Source organism: Amycolatopsis melonis, assembly GCF_040064235.1.
In the GTDB taxonomy this organism is placed as follows: domain Bacteria; phylum Actinomycetota; class Actinomycetes; order Mycobacteriales; family Pseudonocardiaceae; genus Amycolatopsis; species Amycolatopsis melonis.
Window position 1 is genome coordinate 74,094 of the sequence record NZ_JBDZYD010000008.1, and the last position, 17,750, is coordinate 91,843.

At 72.3% G+C, this 17,750-nt stretch carries 16 protein-coding genes; 9 read left to right on the top strand and 7 right to left on the bottom strand.

Annotation, left to right across the window (positions count from 1 at the left end):
- Window positions 1-57 precede the first annotated feature (57 nt).
- From ABJI51_RS21985 to ABJI51_RS21995, 3 genes are read left to right on the top strand one after another with little or no spacing between them, the layout of a single operon-like run.
- Window positions 58-1,056 (top strand): D-2-hydroxyacid dehydrogenase, encoded by a 999-nt coding sequence (locus ABJI51_RS21985; RefSeq protein WP_348953120.1) that lies wholly within the window; start codon window positions 58-60, stop codon window positions 1,054-1,056.
- Window positions 1,053-2,435 (top strand): amidase, encoded by a 1,383-nt coding sequence (locus ABJI51_RS21990; protein WP_348953121.1) that lies wholly within the window; start codon window positions 1,053-1,055, stop codon window positions 2,433-2,435. Before ABJI51_RS21985 ends, ABJI51_RS21990 begins: the two co-directional genes overlap by 4 nt.
- A gap of 58 nt (window positions 2,436-2,493) precedes the next feature.
- A complete protein-coding gene (locus ABJI51_RS21995; RefSeq protein WP_348953122.1) occupies window positions 2,494-2,751 on the top strand; it encodes a hypothetical protein in 258 nt (85 codons plus the stop codon).
- A gap of 449 nt (window positions 2,752-3,200) precedes the next feature.
- Here the strand turns inward: ABJI51_RS21995 and pqqB are convergent, their stop codons facing one another.
- The 6 genes from pqqB to ABJI51_RS22025 form a co-directional block, all read right to left on the bottom strand.
- A complete protein-coding gene (pqqB, locus tag ABJI51_RS22000) occupies window positions 3,201-4,019 on the bottom strand; it encodes a pyrroloquinoline quinone biosynthesis protein PqqB (protein ID WP_348953123.1) in 819 nt (272 codons plus the stop codon).
- Window positions 4,016-5,080, bottom strand: a complete 1,065-nt coding sequence (pqqE, locus tag ABJI51_RS22005) for a pyrroloquinoline quinone biosynthesis protein PqqE (RefSeq protein WP_348953124.1) — start codon at window positions 5,078-5,080, stop codon at window positions 4,016-4,018. Before pqqE ends, pqqB begins: the two co-directional genes overlap by 4 nt.
- Window positions 5,071-5,337 carry a pyrroloquinoline quinone biosynthesis peptide chaperone PqqD gene (gene pqqD, locus ABJI51_RS22010; protein WP_348953125.1) on the bottom strand — a complete coding sequence of 89 codons (267 nt, stop codon included), beginning with the start codon at window positions 5,335-5,337 and terminating at the stop codon, window positions 5,071-5,073. Before pqqD ends, pqqE begins: the two co-directional genes overlap by 10 nt.
- Window positions 5,334-6,035: a pyrroloquinoline-quinone synthase PqqC gene (pqqC, locus tag ABJI51_RS22015; RefSeq protein WP_348953126.1), complete on the bottom strand. Its 702-nt coding sequence runs from the start codon at window positions 6,033-6,035 to the stop codon at window positions 5,334-5,336. The genes pqqD and pqqC overlap by 4 nt, the downstream gene beginning before the upstream one ends.
- Window positions 6,036-6,122 (bottom strand): pyrroloquinoline quinone precursor peptide PqqA, encoded by an 87-nt coding sequence (gene pqqA, locus ABJI51_RS22020; protein ID WP_348953528.1) that lies wholly within the window; start codon window positions 6,120-6,122, stop codon window positions 6,036-6,038. It abuts the gene before it with no gap.
- 115 nt (window positions 6,123-6,237) lie between these two features.
- Window positions 6,238-7,602 (bottom strand): WS/DGAT/MGAT family O-acyltransferase, encoded by a 1,365-nt coding sequence (locus ABJI51_RS22025; protein ID WP_348953127.1) that lies wholly within the window; start codon window positions 7,600-7,602, stop codon window positions 6,238-6,240.
- Between the two features lie 80 nt (window positions 7,603-7,682).
- Here ABJI51_RS22025 and ABJI51_RS22030 point away from each other — a divergent pair, with 80 nt between their 5' ends.
- The 6 genes from ABJI51_RS22030 (at window position 7,683) to ABJI51_RS22055 (ending at window position 15,713) form a co-directional block, all read left to right on the top strand.
- Window positions 7,683-8,861, top strand: a complete 1,179-nt coding sequence (locus ABJI51_RS22030; RefSeq protein ID WP_348953128.1) for an NAD(P)/FAD-dependent oxidoreductase — start codon at window positions 7,683-7,685, stop codon at window positions 8,859-8,861.
- Window positions 8,862-8,932: 71 nt separating this feature from the next.
- Window positions 8,933-10,528, top strand: coding sequence for a thiamine pyrophosphate-binding protein (locus ABJI51_RS22035; RefSeq protein ID WP_431605657.1), 1,596 nt, complete (start codon window positions 8,933-8,935; stop codon window positions 10,526-10,528).
- Window positions 10,525-12,546 carry a hydantoinase/oxoprolinase family protein gene (locus tag ABJI51_RS22040; RefSeq protein ID WP_348953130.1) on the top strand — a complete coding sequence of 674 codons (2,022 nt, stop codon included), beginning with the start codon at window positions 10,525-10,527 and terminating at the stop codon, window positions 12,544-12,546. Before ABJI51_RS22035 ends, ABJI51_RS22040 begins: the two co-directional genes overlap by 4 nt.
- Window positions 12,543-14,243, top strand: coding sequence for a hydantoinase B/oxoprolinase family protein (locus ABJI51_RS22045; RefSeq protein ID WP_348953131.1), 1,701 nt, complete (start codon window positions 12,543-12,545; stop codon window positions 14,241-14,243). Before ABJI51_RS22040 ends, ABJI51_RS22045 begins: the two co-directional genes overlap by 4 nt.
- Before the next feature lie 2 nt (window positions 14,244-14,245).
- Complete coding sequence (locus tag ABJI51_RS22050) at window positions 14,246-15,031, top strand: SDR family NAD(P)-dependent oxidoreductase (RefSeq protein WP_348953133.1); 786 nt, start codon at window positions 14,246-14,248, stop codon at window positions 15,029-15,031.
- A gap of 4 nt (window positions 15,032-15,035) precedes the next feature.
- Window positions 15,036-15,713, top strand: a complete 678-nt coding sequence (locus ABJI51_RS22055; protein WP_348953135.1) for a GntR family transcriptional regulator — start codon at window positions 15,036-15,038, stop codon at window positions 15,711-15,713.
- Between the two features lie 7 nt (window positions 15,714-15,720).
- Here the strand turns inward: ABJI51_RS22055 and ABJI51_RS22060 are convergent, their stop codons facing one another.
- Window positions 15,721-17,640 (bottom strand): NPCBM/NEW2 domain-containing protein, encoded by a 1,920-nt coding sequence (locus ABJI51_RS22060; protein ID WP_348953136.1) that lies wholly within the window; start codon window positions 17,638-17,640, stop codon window positions 15,721-15,723.
- Window positions 17,641-17,750: the final 110 nt, after the last annotated feature.

The window sequence follows — 17,750 nt, forward strand, 5'->3', positions numbered from 1 at the left end:
CCGGGGGTCGTTCCTCGGATTGTTGACAATCATACGAGTGACTTTTACCGTGTCAACGTGATCGCCTCGGAACACCGGGAAACACCCGTCCTGGCAGTGCTCTGCGGCGAGTCCCGCCCACCGGACATGCGTGCTGTCGAATCCGGGGCGGTCGTGCGTTACACGGACGCGGCGGGCCTTGCCGAAGCGTTGTCCGGAGCGGACGCGCTCTTCGTCTACGACTTCCTCTCCACGGCGGTGCCGGGTGCCTGGCACGCGGCCGACCGGCTGCGCTGGCTGCACATCGCCAGCGCGGGTGTCGACCCGGTGCTGTTCCCCGGGCTGCGCGAGAGCGACGTCGTGCTCACCAACTCGCGGGGCGTCTTCGACGAGGCCATCGCGGAGTACGTGCTGGGCGTCGTCCTCGCGTTCGCGAAGGACTTCGCGCGCTCGCACGACCTGCAGCGCGAGGGCCGCTGGCTGCACCGCGAGAGCGAGCGGATCGCCGGGCGCGAGGTGGTGGTCGTCGGCACCGGGCCGATCGGCCGTGCCATCGCGCGGCTGCTGCGGGCGGCCGGGATGCGGGTGAGCGGCGCCGGGCGGCGGGCGCGCACGGGCGATCCCGACTTCGGCGTCGTGCACGAGTCCGCGCGGCTCGCCGAGTTCCTGCCGCACGCCGACTACGTCGTCGCCGTCGCACCGCTGACCGAGCACACCAAGGGGATGTTCGACGCGCGCGCGTTCGCCGCGATGAAGCCGTCGGCGCGGTTCGTCAACGTCGGCCGGGGCGAGCTGGTGGTGACGTCGGACCTGGTCGAGGCGCTGGCCGCGAAGTCCATCGCGGGAGCCGCGCTCGACGTGTTCGACACCGAGCCGCTGCCGTCGGACAGCCCGTTGTGGACGATGCCGGACGTGCTGATCTCGCCGCACATGTCCGGGGACTTCGTCGGCTGGCGGAACACGCTCGTCGAGGTGTTCACCGAGAACTTCCGCCGCTGGCGCGCTGGGGAGCCGCTGCGCAATGTCGTCGACAAGACGCTCGGCTACGTGCCGTCGGGGAACCAGGGAGCCGGATGAACGACAGGATGCTGACCGCCAGCGAGCTCGTGGCCGCGTACGCGACGGGGGAGCTGTCCCCGATCGAGGCGACCCAGAGCGCGCTGCAGGCGATCGAAGCCCGCGACGGCGAGTGCAACGCCTACTGCCTCGTCGACGCCGACGGGGCGCTGGAGCAGGCGAAGGCGTCGGAGATCCGCTGGCGGGACGGGAACCCGATCGGCTGGCTCGACGGTGTGCCCGCGTCGATCAAGGACATGTTCCTCACGCAGGGCTGGCCGACCGTCCGTGGCTCGAAGAGCATCGACCCGGACCAGCCGTGGGAGGTCGACAGCCCGGTCGCCGCGCGGATGCGCGAGGCGGGCCTGGTGCTGCTCGGCAAGACCACCACGCCGGAGATCGCGTGGAAGGGCGTCACCGACAGCCCGCTGTGCGGCATCACGCGCAACCCGGCCGACCCGTCGAAGACGGCGGGCGGATCGAGCGGCGGCAGTGCCGCGGCGGTGGCGGCGGGGATGGGCGAGCTGTCCGTGGGCACCGACGGCGGCGGTTCGGTGCGGATCCCGGCGTCGTTCTGCGGGATCGTCGGGCTCAAGCCGACCCACGGCCGGATCCCGCTGTACCCGGCGAGCCCGTTCGGCCCGCTCTCGCACGCCGGCCCGATGGCGCGTTCGGTGGACGACACCGCGCTGCTGCTGGACGTCCTGTCCCTGCCGGACCACCGCGACCCGGCCGCACTGGCACCGCCGGTGGCGTCGTTCCGCGAGGCGGTCCGGCGGGACGTGCGCGGCCTGATCGCGGCGTTCTCGCCGACGCTCGGTTACGTCGACGTCGACCCGGAGGTCGCCGCGATCGTCGCGGAAGCGGTGCGCGCGCTGGGTGACGCGGGCCTGCACGTCGAGGAGACCGACCCCGGCTTTGCCGATCCGAAGCCGGCGTTCGACATCCTGTGGTCGTCGGGCGCGGCGAAGCTGCTCGACACGTTCCCGCCGGGCTCGGAACAGCGAACCGATCCGGGGCTGCGCAGGGTGTGGGAGCTGGGCCGCACGTGGAGCGCGAGCGACTACCTCGACGCCACGGCCGAGCGCGCGGCACTGGGCATCCTGATGGGCGAGTTCCACACGCGCTACGACGTGCTGATCACCCCGACGGTCCCGATCGCGGCGTTCGAGGCGGGGCACGACGTGCCGCCGGGCAGCGGGCTGAGCGAGTGGCCGGAGTGGACCCCGTTCACGTACCCGTTCAACATGACCCAGCAGCCGGCGATCAGCGTGCCGGCGGGCCGCACGTCGGCGGGCCTGCCGGTCGGGCTGCAGATCGTCGGGCCGCGGCATTCGGACGACCTGGTGCTGGCGGTGGCGAAGCTGCTGGAGGAAGTCCGGCCCTGGGCGCCCGCCTGACCACACGTGAGGGTGAAACCCGGGCCGGAGTCCGGGAAGCTGTGCCACTGTCGGCCGGGTGAACGCTCAAGGCTGGCGCTACGAACGAGCCATCCCGACGGTAGACCAGGCGGGTCAGCCGACCCGTGTGGTGGTAGGCCTGATCGAGCAGGGCAACCGCTTGTCGGCGGCCCTGCGGGTGGACGACGGAAAGGCAGCACTGGTCCCCCTGGAAACGGGCGGCGAGCTGCTGAAGGCACTACGCGAGACCCTGGAGAGCTGGTGGCGCCTCGACGGCCACCGCGACCTGACCCCGGAACCCCGCGCAGGCCGGTAACCCACCTGCCTGACCTCGCAGGCGGCGGCGCCGGGTGGGGTCGCGCGAGGATTACCTCGACGAGCTGGCCCATGGGGCGCTGCTGCCTGACCTGGCAGACGGCGGCGCCGGGTTGGGTCGCGCGAGGATTACCCCGACGAGCTGGCCCATGGGGCGCTGCTGCCTGACCTCGCAGGCGGCGGCGCCGGGTTGGGTCGCGCGAGGATTGCCTCGACGAGCCGACCCATGGGGCGCTGCTGCCTGACCTGGCAGGCGGCGACGCGCCGGGCTGGGGTTTCTTGCGGACGTCGCGCGAGCATCACCTCGATGAGCCGACCCACCGGGCTGGACCCGCCCGCTCGGAACGTGGGGTGCTCGTGCTGCTGCTCGCTGCGCCGGAACCGCGAGTCCCAGTCCCGGCCGGGGGCCGGTACGCACGCGTCGAGTTCACCGACATAACCCGGCCGGGCCTACAGCGAGAACTCCGTTCCGTCCGCGGGCAGTAATGCACCCGCCGCGTGCACTGCCGCGTGCTCGGGGGAGGCCGGGTCCAGGACCGGGTTCGTGTTGTTGAGATGCGTGTACGCCCAGCGGCGTCCCGCGATGCGGGGCAGGCTGGCCGTGATCGGCAGGTGTCCCATCGCGAGCTGGTCCGGGCCGCCGACTCCGGCCATCTCGTCTGGGGCGTGGAACGTGCCGTCCAGCAGCACTAGGGACGCGCCGTCCACGAACGCGTCGAAGCCCGGGGGCCAGCTTTTCAGGCACGGCGCGTACACCAGTACTCCGCCGGTCGCGGGGTCTTCGATCCGGTAGGCGACCACCCACGGGCCTGCCGCGCCGGAGGACACGTACTTCGGCCGCTTGTCGCTCACCGGCAGCACCTCGACCCGCAGGCCGGGAATGTCCACAGTGGAGGGCCAGGTCCAGCCGGTCAGCACCCTGCGCAGGGGCGACAGCGCGTGCCGCACCGCGGGCGGGGCCCACACCGGCAGGCCGGTTGCTTCGCGCAGCATCAGCAGACCCAGCGAGTGGTCGAGTTCGGCGTCGGTGAGCAGCACCCCGCGCAGCGGCGTCTCCCGCGGCCCCGGCCCGGCGCGCAACGCCGGCGTCCCGAGGATCTGCGCGCGGATGTCCGGAGAACAGTTGAGCAGGTACCAGCCGGCGCCGTCCGCGCTCACCGCGACGCAGTCCTGCAGCCGCGGGGGCAGGCCCGACGTGCACAGCGCGCACGCGCAGTTCCACTGTGGACACCCGCCGCCCGCGGCGGTGCCGAGCAGGATCACCCTCATCGGCGCATGACCATCTCCGGCGGGCCCGGGGCCGCCAGGACCAGGTCGACGACGTCGCGGTGCGGCGACCGCGAGCACACCGGGTCGGCCGCCGCCGCGTCGCCGGTCAGCAGGAACGCCTGGCAGCGGCAGCCGCCGAAGTCGAGCGTGCGGCGGTCGCACGTGCGGCACGGCTCGCGCATCCACTCCTCGCCGCGGTAGGCGTTGAACGACTCCGAGCCGTACCAGATCTCGGCGAGCGGGGTGTCGCGGACGTTGGACAGCGAGAGTGTCGAAATCGCCGACGCCGCCGGGCACGGCAGCACGGTCCCGTCCGGCGCCACGGTCAGCTGCCGCGCGCCCCACCCGTGCATGCACGGCTTCGGGAAAGGCTCGTAGTAGTCGGCGACGACGTAGACGATCTCCATCGTGCCGCGCAGGCGCGCGACAGCCGCGCGCACGACGGGTTCGGCGGCCGCGAGCTGTTCGCGCGTCGGCATCAGCGCCGCGCGGTTGCGCAACGCCCAGCCGTAGTACTGGGTGTTCGCCAGTTCCAGCCGGTCGGCGCCCATCTGCTCGGCCAGTTCGATGATGCCCGCCAGCTGGTCGTGGTTCTGCCGGTGCAGCACGACGTTCAGCGTCAACGGCAGCCCGGACGCCTTGACCACGGCGGCCGCGGCGAGCTTCCGGTCGAACGCCTTGGCGCCGGCCAGCAGGTCCGCGCGGGCCCGCGTCGCGCCCTGCGCCGACAGCTGGACGTGCGCCAGCCCACGCGCGGCCAGGTCGTCGAGCCGCGCCGCGGTCAGGCCCAGCCCGGACGTAACGAGGTTGACGTAGCAGCCGAGCCCGCTCGCGTGCGTCACCAGCTCCGGCAGGTCCGGCCTCGCCAGCGGCTCGCCGCCGGACAGGTGCACCTGCAGGACACCGAGTTCGCGGGCCTGCGACAGCACCGCCCGCCAGTCCTGAGTGGACAGTTCGGCGTCGCGTGCGGTCAGCTCGACCGGGTTCGAGCAGTACGGGCAGTGCAGCGGGCAGCGGTGGGTCAGCTCGGCCAGCAGGCCCAGCGGCGGGCTCACGTCCATGCGACGACCCGCCGTTCGCCGAGCCGGGACAGTACGGAAAGGACGTCCTGCGCCAGCACGCCGGAGTAGCGCTGTGAAAGGGCCGCCGTGATGTCGGCGACCGACCGCACGCCGTCGCAGAGTTCGAGCACCGCCGTCGCCGTCGCGTTCGGCACCAGGACACCTTCCGGGTACAGCAGGACGTGCGTCTCGCGGACGTGGTCGAAGGTCAGCCGCACGCCGCGGCGCAGCTGCGGGACCGACTCGGCGGTGATCATCCCGCCGCCCGTTCGATCGCGTCGAGCATCGACCACAGCACGTCGCACTTGAACGACAACGCGGCGATCGCGCGATCCTGCCGTTCGCGCGTGCCGCAGTGGCGGACGACGATGTCGAGCGTGTCCTTGCCCTCGCCGGAAACCTTGTCGATCCGGTTGGTGAAGTAGGCGAGGTCCCCGGCGGAGATCCAGGAGTAGTGGGCGAGCATGTCCGCCACGCGCTGCTGCATCAGGTGCCCGGCGAACATCTCCGTCAGGCCCGAAGCGACGGCCTCCCACCACGGTTTCGTCCGCGCGAAGGTGACGTAGGCGTCGACGGCGAAACGCACGCCCGGGACGACGTGCCGTTCGTCGAGCACCTCGTCTCGGCCGAGGCCGACCGCCGTGCAGAGCCGCAGCCAGCGTTCGATGCCGCCGGTCCCCGCGCTCGTCCCGTCGTGGTAGACGATCCGGTCGAGCCACTGGCGCCGGATCTCCGGAAGCGGGCAGTTGGCGATGATCGCCGCGTCCTTCTGCGGCAGCATCGACTGGTAGTACCACCGGTTCGCCGCCCAGACGCGCAGCTGCCGCTCGTCCAGCTCACCCGCGTGCAGGCGGCGGTGGAACGGGTGGGTGCCCCAGTACCGGCCGGAAAGCGCACGCAGTTCACTGATGAATGCGCTTTCCGGTCGCGGCCCGGCGGCAGGCCCCGCGGTCATTCAGTCCGCCATGCGAGCCGCGTAGGCGGTGACCTCCATGGGCGTTTCGTATTCGACGAAGTCCGGTGCCGTCCATTCCTCGGTCATGTCCTGCTCCTCCCGTCGGGCTGGTGACCGCACCCTAGGAGCGCGGCGGCCGGGCTGGCCAGATCCGTTCGCGAAGATTCCTACCGATGGCGCAGCGGAATGCCGGTCAGCGGTGCTAGCGGACTGCGGCTTCCAGTTCCACCAATGCGGTGTCGAGGTGAGTGAGAATCCGCTGCAGGTGCGGCACGCTGCGGCGGCAGCCGGTGACACCGAAGTCGAGGTTGTCGCCGTTGCTGGTCAGCGTGATGTTGACGGCCTGGCCGTCGAGCAGCACCGACGCCGGGTAGATGCCGTCGAGCTGCGCGCCGTTCCAGTACATCTGCTTGCGCGGGCCGGGCACGTTCGAGATCACCAGGTTGAACGGCGGCCGCGTGTTGTTGACGACGCCGGGGATCGGCGACGCGCCGAGCTGGGCGACGTTCAGCGCCGACAGCAGCAGGGTCTGCAACGGCGTCAGCTCCGAGAACAGCCGCTTGCCGTTGCGCATCGACTGGTGGATCGTGACGAGCCGCTTGCCCGCGTCCGGCAGGTCGGTCGCGAGGTTGCACAGCAGCGCGCCGATGTTGTTGCCCGCCGCCTCGCCGGGGTCGTTCTGGCGGCGCAGCGACACCGGCACCATCGCGATCAGCGGCGCGTCCGGCAGCGCGCGCTGCTCGATGAGGTAGTCCCGCAGCGCACCCGAGCACATCGCGAGCACGACGTCGTTGCGCGACACCCCGGCCGCGGTGGCCACCTTCCGCACCCGCTCCAGCGACCACGACTGCGCCGCGAACCGCCGCGCGCCGCCGATCGGCACGTTGAGCATCGTCTTCGGGGCGTGGCCCGGCAGGGTCAGGGTGTGCTCGCCGAACGCCTCCCGCGCGACCTTCAGTGCGGCCGGGGCCAGGCTCGCGAGCTGGCCCGCGGTCTTGCGGGCGGTCCCGAGCAGCGACCGCGGCCGCTTCGCGCGTTCTTCGCCTGCCGCCCGGCGGCTGCCCCACCACGGCGGGCAGTCCAGGTCGGCGGGGTCGTCGGAGAGCGTGCCCTGCAGCTGGCGCAACGCCGAGACGCCGTCCATCAGCGCGTGGTGGACCTTGGTGTAGACCGCGAACCGGCCGTCGGCGAGTCCTTCGATGAGATGGGTTTCCCAGAGCGGCCGGTGCCGGTCGAGCAGCGTGCTGTGCCAGCGCCCGGTGAGTTCCAGCAGCTCGCGGACGCGGCCGGGCTGCGGCAGCGCCGAGTGGCGGAAGTGGTAGTCCAGTTCGAGGTCGGCGTCGGTCGACCAGGCCAGATGCCCGAGCGTGTTGACCGGCCGCGCCGGACGGCGCCGGAAGACGTTCCGCATGTTGCCGGACTCCAGCAGCGAAGTGCGGATGTCGCGCAGGTACTCGGGGCCGGCGCCGTCGGGTTTCCGGAACAGCTGCAGGCCGCCCACGTGCATCGGATGCTCGCGCGTTTCGACCAGGAGGAACATCGAGTCGGTCACGGGCATCATCGCCATGGGACATCACCTTCCGCGCTCGGCACGCCGACTCTACGCGCTCGGCCGCCGCCGGTGGATCACGTTCTACATTGGCGAGTATGACCGCCGACGGCGCCGCGGAAACGTCCTTGCCACCGATGGCCGAGTGCGTGGTGATCGGCGGCGGCGTGATCGGCGTGAGCTGTGCGTTCCGGCTGGCCGAAGCCGGCGTCGGCGTCCTGCTGCTGGAGCGCGGCGGGCTCGGCGGAGGGTCGACGGCGAAGGCCGCGGGCGGCATCCGGTCGTCGTTCACCCGCCGCGTCAACGTCGAACTCGGGCTGCGCGGGCTGGCGGCCTACAGCGCCTTCTCGCGGGACTTCGGCGTCGAGATCGACTTCCGCCGCGACGGCTACCTCTACCTGATCACCGACCCGGCCGACATCCCCGCAATCGGACAGTGTGCGGAGCTGCAGCGCGAGTACGGCGTCCGCAGTCACCTGCTCGACCCGGCCGAGGCGAAGGGGGTCTTCCCGCTGCTCGACACGGACGGCGTGGTCGCCGCCCTCTGGTCGCCGGAGGACGCGAAGGCGACGCCGGACGCGGTCGTCCAGGGCTACGCGAAGGCCGCGCGGGCGTGCGGCGCGGTACTGCGCACCGGTGTCGAGGTCACCGGGATCGAACGGGACGGCGACGCGCTGACCGGTGTCGTCACGACGGCGGGGTTCGTCCGGACCGGCGCGGTGGTGTGCGCGGCGGGCGCGTGGTCGGGCCGGATCGGCGAGCTGGCCGGGCTCGACCTGCCGGTGCGCCCGTTCCGGCGGCAGGTCGTGTTCACCGGCCCCGTGCCCGGCCTGCCGGACTCGGTTCCGCTGACCATCGAGCTGCCCTCGACGTTCTACTGCCACCGCGAAGGCCCCGGCCTGGCGATGTCGTTCTCCGAGGACGACGGCTTCCCGGGCTTCGCGACGCACTTCGAAGCGGGCGAGTGGCTGCCGCGGCTGGCCGAGCTGGCGGGCCGCCGGATCCCCGCGGTGCTCGACGCCGGCATCCGCACCGCGTGGGCCGGGCTGTACGAAACGACGCCGGACCGCAACCAGATCATCGGGGAAAGCGTCCTGCTGTCGCGGTTCATCTACGCGACCGGGTTCTCCGGGCACGGGTTCCAGATGGGCCCGGCCGCCGGCGAGCTGGTCCGGGACCTCTACCTGGGACGACGGCCGCCGGTGGACATCGCGGAGCTGGACGTCCGGCGGTTCGGCGCCGCCGATACCGCACCGGCGGAGCACCACATCGTCTAGGGGGCGATTGCCCGATCGTTCAACGATCTGGCAGTATCCGCGCCGTGGCTGTGAGTGGTGCTCGGGAGCTGGTGGACGCGCTGCAAGCGCTCGGGACGGAGATCGTCTTCGGGCTTCCCGGGGTGCACAACCTGCCGTTGTGGGAGGCGCTCGGCGAGACCGGCATCAAGCTCGTCGGAGTCCGCCACGAGCAGACCGCCGGCTACGCCGCCGACGGCTACGCCCGCGCCACCGGCAAGCTCGGCGTCGCCATGGTGACCACCGGGCCGGGAGCGGCCAACACGCTCGGCGCGGTCGGCGAGGCCATGGCGTCCGCAGCCCCGGTGCTGGTCATCGCCACCGACATCCCCTCGACGCTGCGGCGGCCGGGCGTCGTCCGCGGGGTGCTGCACGAGACGTCCGACCAGCAGGCGATGTTCGCGCCGGTCACCAAGGGCGGCTTCACCGTGCGGGCGCCGGACCAGATCGGCACCACCGTCCACCGCGCCGCCCGGCTCGCGCAGCTGCCGCAGAGCGGGCCGGTCTACCTCGGCGTGCCCACCGACTACCTGCGCGAGACGGTGCCGCACCGCCGTCCGCCCGCGCCGCACCGCAAGCCCGACGTCGACGTCCCCGACCTCGCGCGGGCCGAGGCGATGCTGTCGGACGCGCGGCATCCGCTGATCTGGGCGGGCGGCGGCGCGCTGCGGTCGGGTGCGGGCAGCGCGATCGGCGAGCTGGCGGAGAAGCTCGCCGCGCCGGTGATCACCACGTTCGGCGCGCGCGGCCTGCTCCCGCTCGACCACCCGTGCCTGGCGCCGAACCCGGTGCACACGCCCGAGGTCGGCGAGCTGTGGGACGAAGCCGACGTCGTGCTCGCCGTCGGCACCGACTTCGACGGCCTGATGACGCAGAACTGGCGGATGCCGAAGCCGCCGCAGCTCATCGCGGTCAACGTCGACGCCGACGACGCCGCCAAGAACTACCGCCCGGACCTGACGCTGGTCGGGGACGCGCGCTCGATCGTCGAGCGGCTGCTGCCGAAGCAGCGGCCGGGCCTCGACGACGTCACGCTGCGGCTGGCGGGCATCGGACGCCGGGTGCGCCAGCGCATCCGTGACGAGGAGCCGCAGGCCTACGACCTGCTGTCCACATTGGACGAAGTACTGCCGACCGACGCGGTGATCGTGGCCGACATGTGCGTCGCCGGGTACTGGGTCGGCGGCTTCCACCGGGTCCGCGCGCCGCGCAAGCTCGCCTACCCGATGGGCTGGGGCACCCTCGGCTACGGCTTCCCGGCGTCGCTCGGCGCGGCCGCGGCAGGCACCGGGCGCGCGGTCTGCATCACCGGCGACGGCGGATTCCTCTACGGCTGCGGCGACCTCGCGACGCTCGCGCAGGAGCAGCTGCCGGTCACCGTCGTCCTGGTCGACGACGGCGGCTACGGGATGCTGCGCTACGACCAGGACCGCGAGGGCCTGCCGCACCGCGGGGTCGACTGGGACAGCCCGGACTTCGTCGGCCTGGCCCGTTCCTTCGGGGTGCACGCCGACCGCGTCTCCGGGTTCGGGCGGGCGTTCCGGCGGCTGCTCGGCGAGTTCGTCGAGTCGGACGAGCCGAACGTCCTGGTCGTGCGGGCGCGGCTGAAGCCGCCGCTCAACACCTCGCCGCGGTGGTACCGGACATGAGGATCGGCGTCGACATCGGCGGCACGTTCACCGACCTCTGCGCCGTGGACGAGACGGGCATCGTCGCCGTCGGCAAGGTGCTGACCACCCACGACGAGCCTGCCCGCGCGGTCGAGGAGGGCCTGGCCGCGCTCCTGGCAGATCTCGGCGTCGTCCAGCAGGTGGTGCACGGGACGACGCTGGTGACGAACGCGCTGATCGAGCGCAAGGGGGCCCGGACCGCGCTGCTGGCCACCGCCGGTTTCCGCGACGTCCTGGAGATGCGCCGCGAGCACCGCTACGAGCTGTACGACCTGCACCTGGAACTGCCCGCGCCGCTCGTGCCGCGGCACCTGCGCTTCGACGTCCCGGAGCGGATCCTCGCCGACGGTTCCGTGCACACCGCGCTCGACGAGGACTTCGTCGCGCGGCTCGGCCGGGAGCTGGCCGCCCGCGGGATCGAGGCGGTCGCGGTCTGCTTCCTGCACGCGTTCACGAACCCGGCGCACGAACGGCGGGTGGCGGAGATCCTCGCCGAGGTCGCGCCCGCGCTCAGGGGCGCGCTGTCGTCCGACGTCGTGCCGGAGATCCGCGAGTTCGAACGCGCGTCGACCACGGCCGCCAACGTCTACGTCCAGGACCTCACCGAGCGGTACCTGCGCGACCTCGAACAGCGGCTGCGGCGGCTGGGGATCACCCGCGCGCCGCACATCATGCTCTCCAGCGGCGGGCTCGCGACGGTGGACACCGCGGCGAAGTACCCGATCCGGATCCTCGAGTCCGGGCCCGCGGGCGGCGCGCTGGCCGCGGCCGCGATCGGCCCGGACGACCTGCTGGCCTTCGACATGGGCGGCACGACGGCGAAGCTGTGCCTGATCGCCTCGGGTGCGCCGCTGGTGACCCACCAGTTCGAAGTGGACCGCAAGTACCGGCTGCTGCCGGGCTCCGGGCTGCCGGTGCAGGTGCCGGTCACCGACATGATCGAGATCGGCGTCGGCGGCGGCTCGATCGCCCGCATCGACGCGCTGGGCCTGCTGACCGCCGGGCCCGACTCGGCAGGCTCCGAGCCCGGCCCGGTCTGCTACGCCCGCGGCGGCACCCAGCCCACGGTGACCGACGCGGACCTCGTGCTCGGCTACCTCGACCCCGGCTACTTCCTCGGCGGCGGCATGCGCCTGGACGCCGGCGCCGCGCGAGCCGTGATCGCCGAGAAGATCGCGGCGCCGCTCGGCGTGAGTGTCGAGGAGGCCGCCTGGGGCATCCACACCAGCGTCAACGAGGACATGGCCAACGCCGCGCGGGTGCACGCCGTCGAGCGCGGGCACGACCCGGCGAAGCTGCCGCTGTACACCTTCGGCGGCGCCGGACCGGTGCACGGCGCCGGCGTCGCCCGCGCGCTCGGGTCGCCCTCGGTCGTCGCGCCCCCGGCCGCCGGGGTGCTCAGCGCGGCGGGGTTCCTCACCGCGCCGCTGGCGTTCGACTTCGTCCGGTCGGCCCGCGCGGCCGTGCACGACCTCGCGTGGGAGCAGGTCGACGCGCTGTTCGCCGAGATGGAGGCCGAGGGCGCGGCGCTGCTGGCGAAGTCGGGGGTGGACGCCGTGACACACACGCGCATCGCCGAGATGCGCTACGCCGGGCAGGGCTACGAGATCCGCGTCCCGGTCCGCGGCGGCAGCTGGCCCGGCAGCCTGATCGAGGAGTTCACCCGCACCTACCGCGCGCTCTACCGGCGCACCGGCCCCGAAGTCGGCGTCGAGGTGCTGAACTGGCGGGTCGTTTCGAGCGGGCCGGAACCGGACGTCACGCTGCGGCTGGCGGCGGCGGCAACGCCGGGTGAGGCACGGAAGGGCACGCGTCCGGCGTACTTCCCCTCGGCCGGTGGATTTGTCGACACGGCAGTGTTCGACCGGTACCGCCTGCAGCCCGGCGAGCGGGTCGATGGACCGGCCATCGTCGAGGAACGCGAGTCCACTGTGGTCGTTCCGCCCGGCGCGCACTGCGTCGTCCGCGAGGATGCCGCGCTGGAGGTGACGCTGTGAGTGCCGACCCCATTGTCGTCGGGCTGTTCGGCAACCGGCTGCACTCGATCCTCGCCGAGCAGCAGAACGCCCTGGTCAACACGGCCTTCTCCGCAGTCGTGCGTGAGTCGCTCGACCTGGCGTGCGCGGTGTTCGACTCGCGCGGGGAGATGATCGGCCAGTCCGTCGGCGGCACGCCAGGGCACATCAACGCGATGGCGACCGGCATGCACCACTTCGCCGCGCAGTACCCGCCGGAAACCCTCGCTCCAGGCGACGTGCTGCTCACCAACGACCCGTGGCAGACCGCCGGGCAGATCAACGACATCACGGTGGCGACGCCGGTGTTCCGCCACGGCCGCCTGGTCGCGTGGTTCGCGTCGTGCTGCCACGCGCCGGACATCGGCGGGCGCCTGGTGTCGGCCGAGGCGCACGAGGTCTTCGAGGAGGGCCTGCGGCTGCCGATCCTGAAGTTCCTGCGCGCTGGCGAGGTCAACGCCGATCTGGAACGGCTGATCCGGGCGAACGTGCGGACGCCGGAGGAGACCATCGGCGACCTGTACGCGCAGGTCACCGGCAACGAGGTCGGTGCGGCGAGCCTGCTGCGGCTGCTGGACGAGTTCGGTATCGACAGTCTCGACGACGTCGCCGCCGAGATCATGAACCGGTCTGAGCGCGCCCTGCGCGACGCGCTGCGGGAGCTGCCCGACGGCACGTACACCAACGAAATCGCCACTGACGGCTTCGACGACGAAGAGATCGTCCTGCGGGTGGCGGCGACGGTGGACGGCGACGAGATCCACCTCGACTTCGCGGGCTCCTCGCCGCAGAGCCGTCGCGGGATCAACGTCGTGCTGAACTACACGCGCGCGTACGCGTCCTTCGCGGTGAAGGCGGCGATTTCGCCGGAGGTGCCGCACAACGCCGGGTCGTTCCGGCCGGTGCACGTCACCGCGCCGGAGGGCTCGGTGCTGAACTGCCTGCCGCCTGCCCCGGTCGCGTCGCGGCACCTGATCGGGCACTTCCTGCCGTCGCTGCTGATCGGTGCGCTGCCGGAGACGGCGATCGCGCCGAGCGCGGACGCGCTGTGGATGACCATCTGGCGGGGTCCGGGCTTCATGCTCAACGTCTTCCAGACCGGCGGCATGGGCGCCCGCGCGGGCAAGGACGGCCTGAACACCACCGGGTTTCCCAGCGGCCTGCGCTCGACGCCGACCGAGGTCATCGAGACGATGGCGCCGCTGGTCCAGCGGTCGCGCGAACTGCGTACGGACTCCGGAGGTCCCGGGCGGTGGCGCGGCGGCCTCGGCCAGGTGACGACGATGGCGCTGCGCGAAGGAGACTCCTGGAGCGTCAACGGGAACGTCGACCGCGTCCGGGCCGCGGCGTCCGGAGTGGACGGCGGCGGGCCGGGCGCGCCGGGCCGGTTCGGCCTGGACGGCGGGCCGGACCTGCCCGCGAAGAGCCGGGTGAGCCTGCCCGCGGACGCCGTCGTGGACGTCACGCTCCCCGGCGGTGGCGGCTACGGAACACCGCTCGCACGACCGTTGCACGCGGTGCTCGCAGACGTCGTCGAGGGATACGTCTCGGTGGCCGCGGCGCGCGAGGTGTACGGCGTCGCCGTGCGGTATCTCGGGAAGCCGGACGCGCTCGTCCGGCTGCCGGAGGACTACGCGGTGGACGAAGAAGAGACAGCACGACTGAGAGCAGGGCAGTGAGCATGGGCCGGTTGGCGGGCAAGGTGGCGGTCGTCTTCGGTGGCGCGCGGGGCATCGGCCTCGCCACGGTGAAGGAGTTCCTCGCCGAGGGGGCCACGGTGTTCGCCTCCGACGTCCGGGAACCCGCCGAGGACATACCCGGCTACCGCCACGAGATCGTGGACGCGACCGACGAAGACCAGGTCGGCGCCTTCGTCGACGGCGTCATCGCCGAAGCCGGCCGCATCGACGTGCTGTTCAACAACGTCGGCATCCACCTCGGCAAGCCGCTCGCGGACACCACGCTCGCCGAGTTCGACCACATCTTCGCGCTGAACGTCCGGAGTGCCTTCCTCGGCACCCGCGCCGTCCTGCCGCACATGATCGAGCGGAAGGCCGGCAGCATCGTCACGACGTCGTCGAACGGCGGCGTGATGGGCCGCCCCGGCGACCCGGTCTACAACGCCACCAAGCACGCGCTGGTCGGGCTGACGAAGTCGATCGCCGTCGCGCACGCCCACCAGGGCATCCGCGCCAACACGGTGAACCCCGGCGCGATCGACACCGACATGCTGCGCAGCACGCTGAACTCGCCGGAGGAGTTCGAGACCAAGCAGCACCAGCTGGTCGCGAGCACACCCGCCGCGCGCGTCGGCGAAGCGTGGGAAGTCGCCAAGGCGGTGGTGTTCCTGGCCAGCGACGAGTCGCGGTTCGTCAACGGCGTCGTCCTGCCGATCGACGGCGCGAAGGCGGCGGGGGCGATGCCGGGCAACCGCTACAGCCTCGACTTCGAACTCGGCGTCAGGTAGCGCCGTGTCCGTCGATGCCTCGGGGCTGGAGAGCGAGCGGCACCTGCTCGAGCGCAGCGGCACAGCCGAGCGGGTCGCGGCGATCCTGCGCCAGTACATCACCGACGGCGTCTTCGCCCCCGGTGAACGGCTGTCCGAGCCGGTGATCAGCTCCGCGCTCGGCGTCTCGCGCAACACGCTGCGCGAGTCGTTCCAGCTGCTGGCCCACGAGCGGCTGGCGGTGCACGAGCTGAACCGCGGTGTGTTCGTCCGCAGGCTGACCGCCGACGACATCGCGGACCTCTACGTCGTGCGCCGCGCCACCGAGTGCGGTGCCCTGCGTCGCGCCGCCGAACTGTCCACAGTGGATCTGTCGGCGGTCGAGCGGGCGCTGCGCGAGGGCCGCGCGGCCGCGGCCGCCGGGGACTGGCCGTCGGTCGGCACCGCGAGCATCCACTTCCACCAGGCACTGGCCGACCTCGCGGGCAGCGAGCGCCTCTCCGCGACGATGCGGCAGGTGCTCGCCGAAACGCGGCTGTTCTTCGTGCTGAACGAGAACACCCGCGCGTTCTACGAGCCGTTCCTGGACTGCCACGAGAAGATCCTGCGGCACCTGCGCCGGGGCAGCTTCGCCATCGCGGAGTCCGCGCTGGACCGCTACCTGCGCGACGCCGAAGCCCGGTTGCTGGAGCTCTGCACGTAGGCGTCCGTCAGCAGCTGACGTACGGCGCGATCCAGTCGGCGTACTCGCCCGCCGACCCGTCGCCGCCGTCGTCGACCGCGATGGCCAGCTGCTGCACGCCGGTGACCGGGATCGTCACCTTCTGCGGTTTCGCGCCGCGCTGGACGACGCCGGTCGCGAACAGCTCCCGGCCGTCGCCGAGCACGCGGAAGGCCGTCGTCGCCTGCGGGCCCGCCGCGTCGTCGACACCGAACTGCGTGGTGAACGACTTGCACGCACCGCCGAGGTACAGGCGGATCACCGACGGCGCGTGCACGCCGATCCCGCTGTTCGGCGGGAACGCGACGCCGCCGACCGACATCGCCCGCCCGTTGGCCACGGTGCCGCGTTCCACCGGGCCGAGCCCGTTCTCCGAGTACAGCCACGGCCGCGTGCTCAGGTACGTCGTCCCGCTCCCGGGCGCGGTCACCAGCGGCATCTCGGCCGAGCCCGCCGCGGTACGCGGGCCGGACTCGCTCGTGTAGCTGCCCTCCACCGCGACCGGCACCTTCGCCGCCGGTGCCGCCACCGGCCGCAGCGTGATCTCCTGTGTCACCGTGCTGCCCGGCGAAACGCGCGGGACGTCGACCTGCGCGGGCCCGTCCAGCTGCCATCCGGACGGGACGGTGATCGTGTAGCGGGCGTCGGTGATCGGGGTGTCGCCGTCGTTGGTCAGCGTCACGGTGCCGGAAACCGGCTGGCCCGCGAGGAAGCCCTCTGGCAGCTCGACGCCCAGCGTGACCAGCGGTTCGGCGGGCGACGGCTGTCCCGGCCACGCACGCAGGAAGACCCCCGACAGCGCGGGCACCGAGGCGCGCAGCGTGCCGGTGCTGGTCAGTTCCGCGCCGGTCCAGAGGTTGCGGACCCGGTAGGCGGACGCGGCCGCGATCCCGGACTCGGCGAGGTCGAACGGGATCGTCCGGGCGACCGAGCCGCGGTTGAGCAGGAGCACGGCGACCGACCCGTCGGACATCGGCTTCGCCCAGATCTCGGCGTCGGACAGGTCGCGGACCTTGCGTCCCGGCGTCCCCGACCAGTCCTGGTCGACCGCGATGACGTCCCGGTTGGCGATCGTGTCCAGCGGGAACGACTCGTTCGGCATCAGCGGCGCGTTCAGCAGCGCCCACAGGGAGAACTCGGCCCGCCGCACCGGCAGGTCGAGGAAGCTGAAGTTGAGGTAGCCGGGGTCGCTCCACCCGCCGGGACCGGTGTGCCCGGCGAGCGGGACCTGCTCGTCGATCTTGGTCATCACGATCGGGAACGGTTCCGGCAGGTCGCTGGTGAGCTGCCAGGTGTGCGCGCCGGCCCCGGGCGCCCACTCCCACTGGCGGTAGTTGTTCGCCATCGTGTCGTTCATGGCCAGCAGGATCGGCCGCCCGGTCGCCTTGAGGGCGTCGCTCATCTTCCTGACCGACGCCGCGACGCCGTTCTCGCCGCCGCAGGTGTCGTACTCGAGGTAGTCGACGCCCCAGTCCGCGAACGTCTGCGCGTCGAGTTCTTCGTGGTCGCGGGAGCCCGGCATCGCACTGCCGCAGACGAGCGCGCCGGTGCCGCTGTGCAGCCCGAACCTGAGCCCGTGGGCGTGCACGTAGGCGATGAGTCCCGGCAGGTCGGGGTACTTGGCGGTGTCCGGTTGCAGCCTGCCGTCGGCGGCTCGCGTCTTCGCCGCCCAGCAGCCCGCGATGTTGACGTAGGTGTAGCCCGCGTCCTTGAGTCCGCTGCCGACCAGCATGTCGACGGCGGCGCGGACCTTCGCGTCGTCGATGCGCGGGCACTGGTTCCAGCCGCGGGACCAGGAGATCCCCATCGGCGGCCTGGCGGCGATGACGGGCTCGTCGGCGGCTGCGGGCGCGGCGACCGCCGTGGCGAGACCGAGGAGCGTGAGCAGCAGGACCCCGAACCGTCGCATGGTTCCCTCCCCCGGACTGCGGACAAGAGCTCCAGGGTGACGCGGGGACGAACCGGGCATGAGGGGAGAAATGCCGCCGCCGGACGGGTGAGTGCCGGGCGCCGGGTAGA

Excerpts from the sequence above, each read along its gene's own strand:
- ABJI51_RS22060 (WP_348953136.1), bottom strand. The coding sequence starts at position 17,640 with ATGCGACGGTTCGGGGTCCTGCTGCTCACGCTCCTCGGTCTCGCCACG.
- pqqE (WP_348953124.1), bottom strand. The coding sequence starts at position 5,080 with ATGGACGTGAGCCCGCCGCTGGGCCTGCTGGCCGAGCTGACCCACCGC.
- pqqC (WP_348953126.1), bottom strand. The coding sequence starts at position 6,035 with ATGACCGCGGGGCCTGCCGCCGGGCCGCGACCGGAAAGCGCATTCATC.
- ABJI51_RS22030 (WP_348953128.1), top strand. The coding sequence starts at position 7,683 with ATGACCGCCGACGGCGCCGCGGAAACGTCCTTGCCACCGATGGCCGAG.
- pqqA (WP_348953528.1), bottom strand. The coding sequence starts at position 6,122 with ATGACCGAGGAATGGACGGCACCGGACTTCGTCGAATACGAAACGCCC.
- ABJI51_RS21990 (WP_348953121.1), top strand. The coding sequence starts at position 1,053 with ATGAACGACAGGATGCTGACCGCCAGCGAGCTCGTGGCCGCGTACGCG.
- ABJI51_RS22040 (WP_348953130.1), top strand. The coding sequence starts at position 10,525 with ATGAGGATCGGCGTCGACATCGGCGGCACGTTCACCGACCTCTGCGCC.
- pqqD (WP_348953125.1), bottom strand. The coding sequence starts at position 5,337 with ATGATCACCGCCGAGTCGGTCCCGCAGCTGCGCCGCGGCGTGCGGCTG.
- pqqB (WP_348953123.1), bottom strand. The coding sequence starts at position 4,019 with ATGAGGGTGATCCTGCTCGGCACCGCCGCGGGCGGCGGGTGTCCACAG.
- ABJI51_RS22050 (WP_348953133.1), top strand. The coding sequence starts at position 14,246 with ATGGGCCGGTTGGCGGGCAAGGTGGCGGTCGTCTTCGGTGGCGCGCGG.
- ABJI51_RS22025 (WP_348953127.1), bottom strand. The coding sequence starts at position 7,602 with ATGGCGATGATGCCCGTGACCGACTCGATGTTCCTCCTGGTCGAAACG.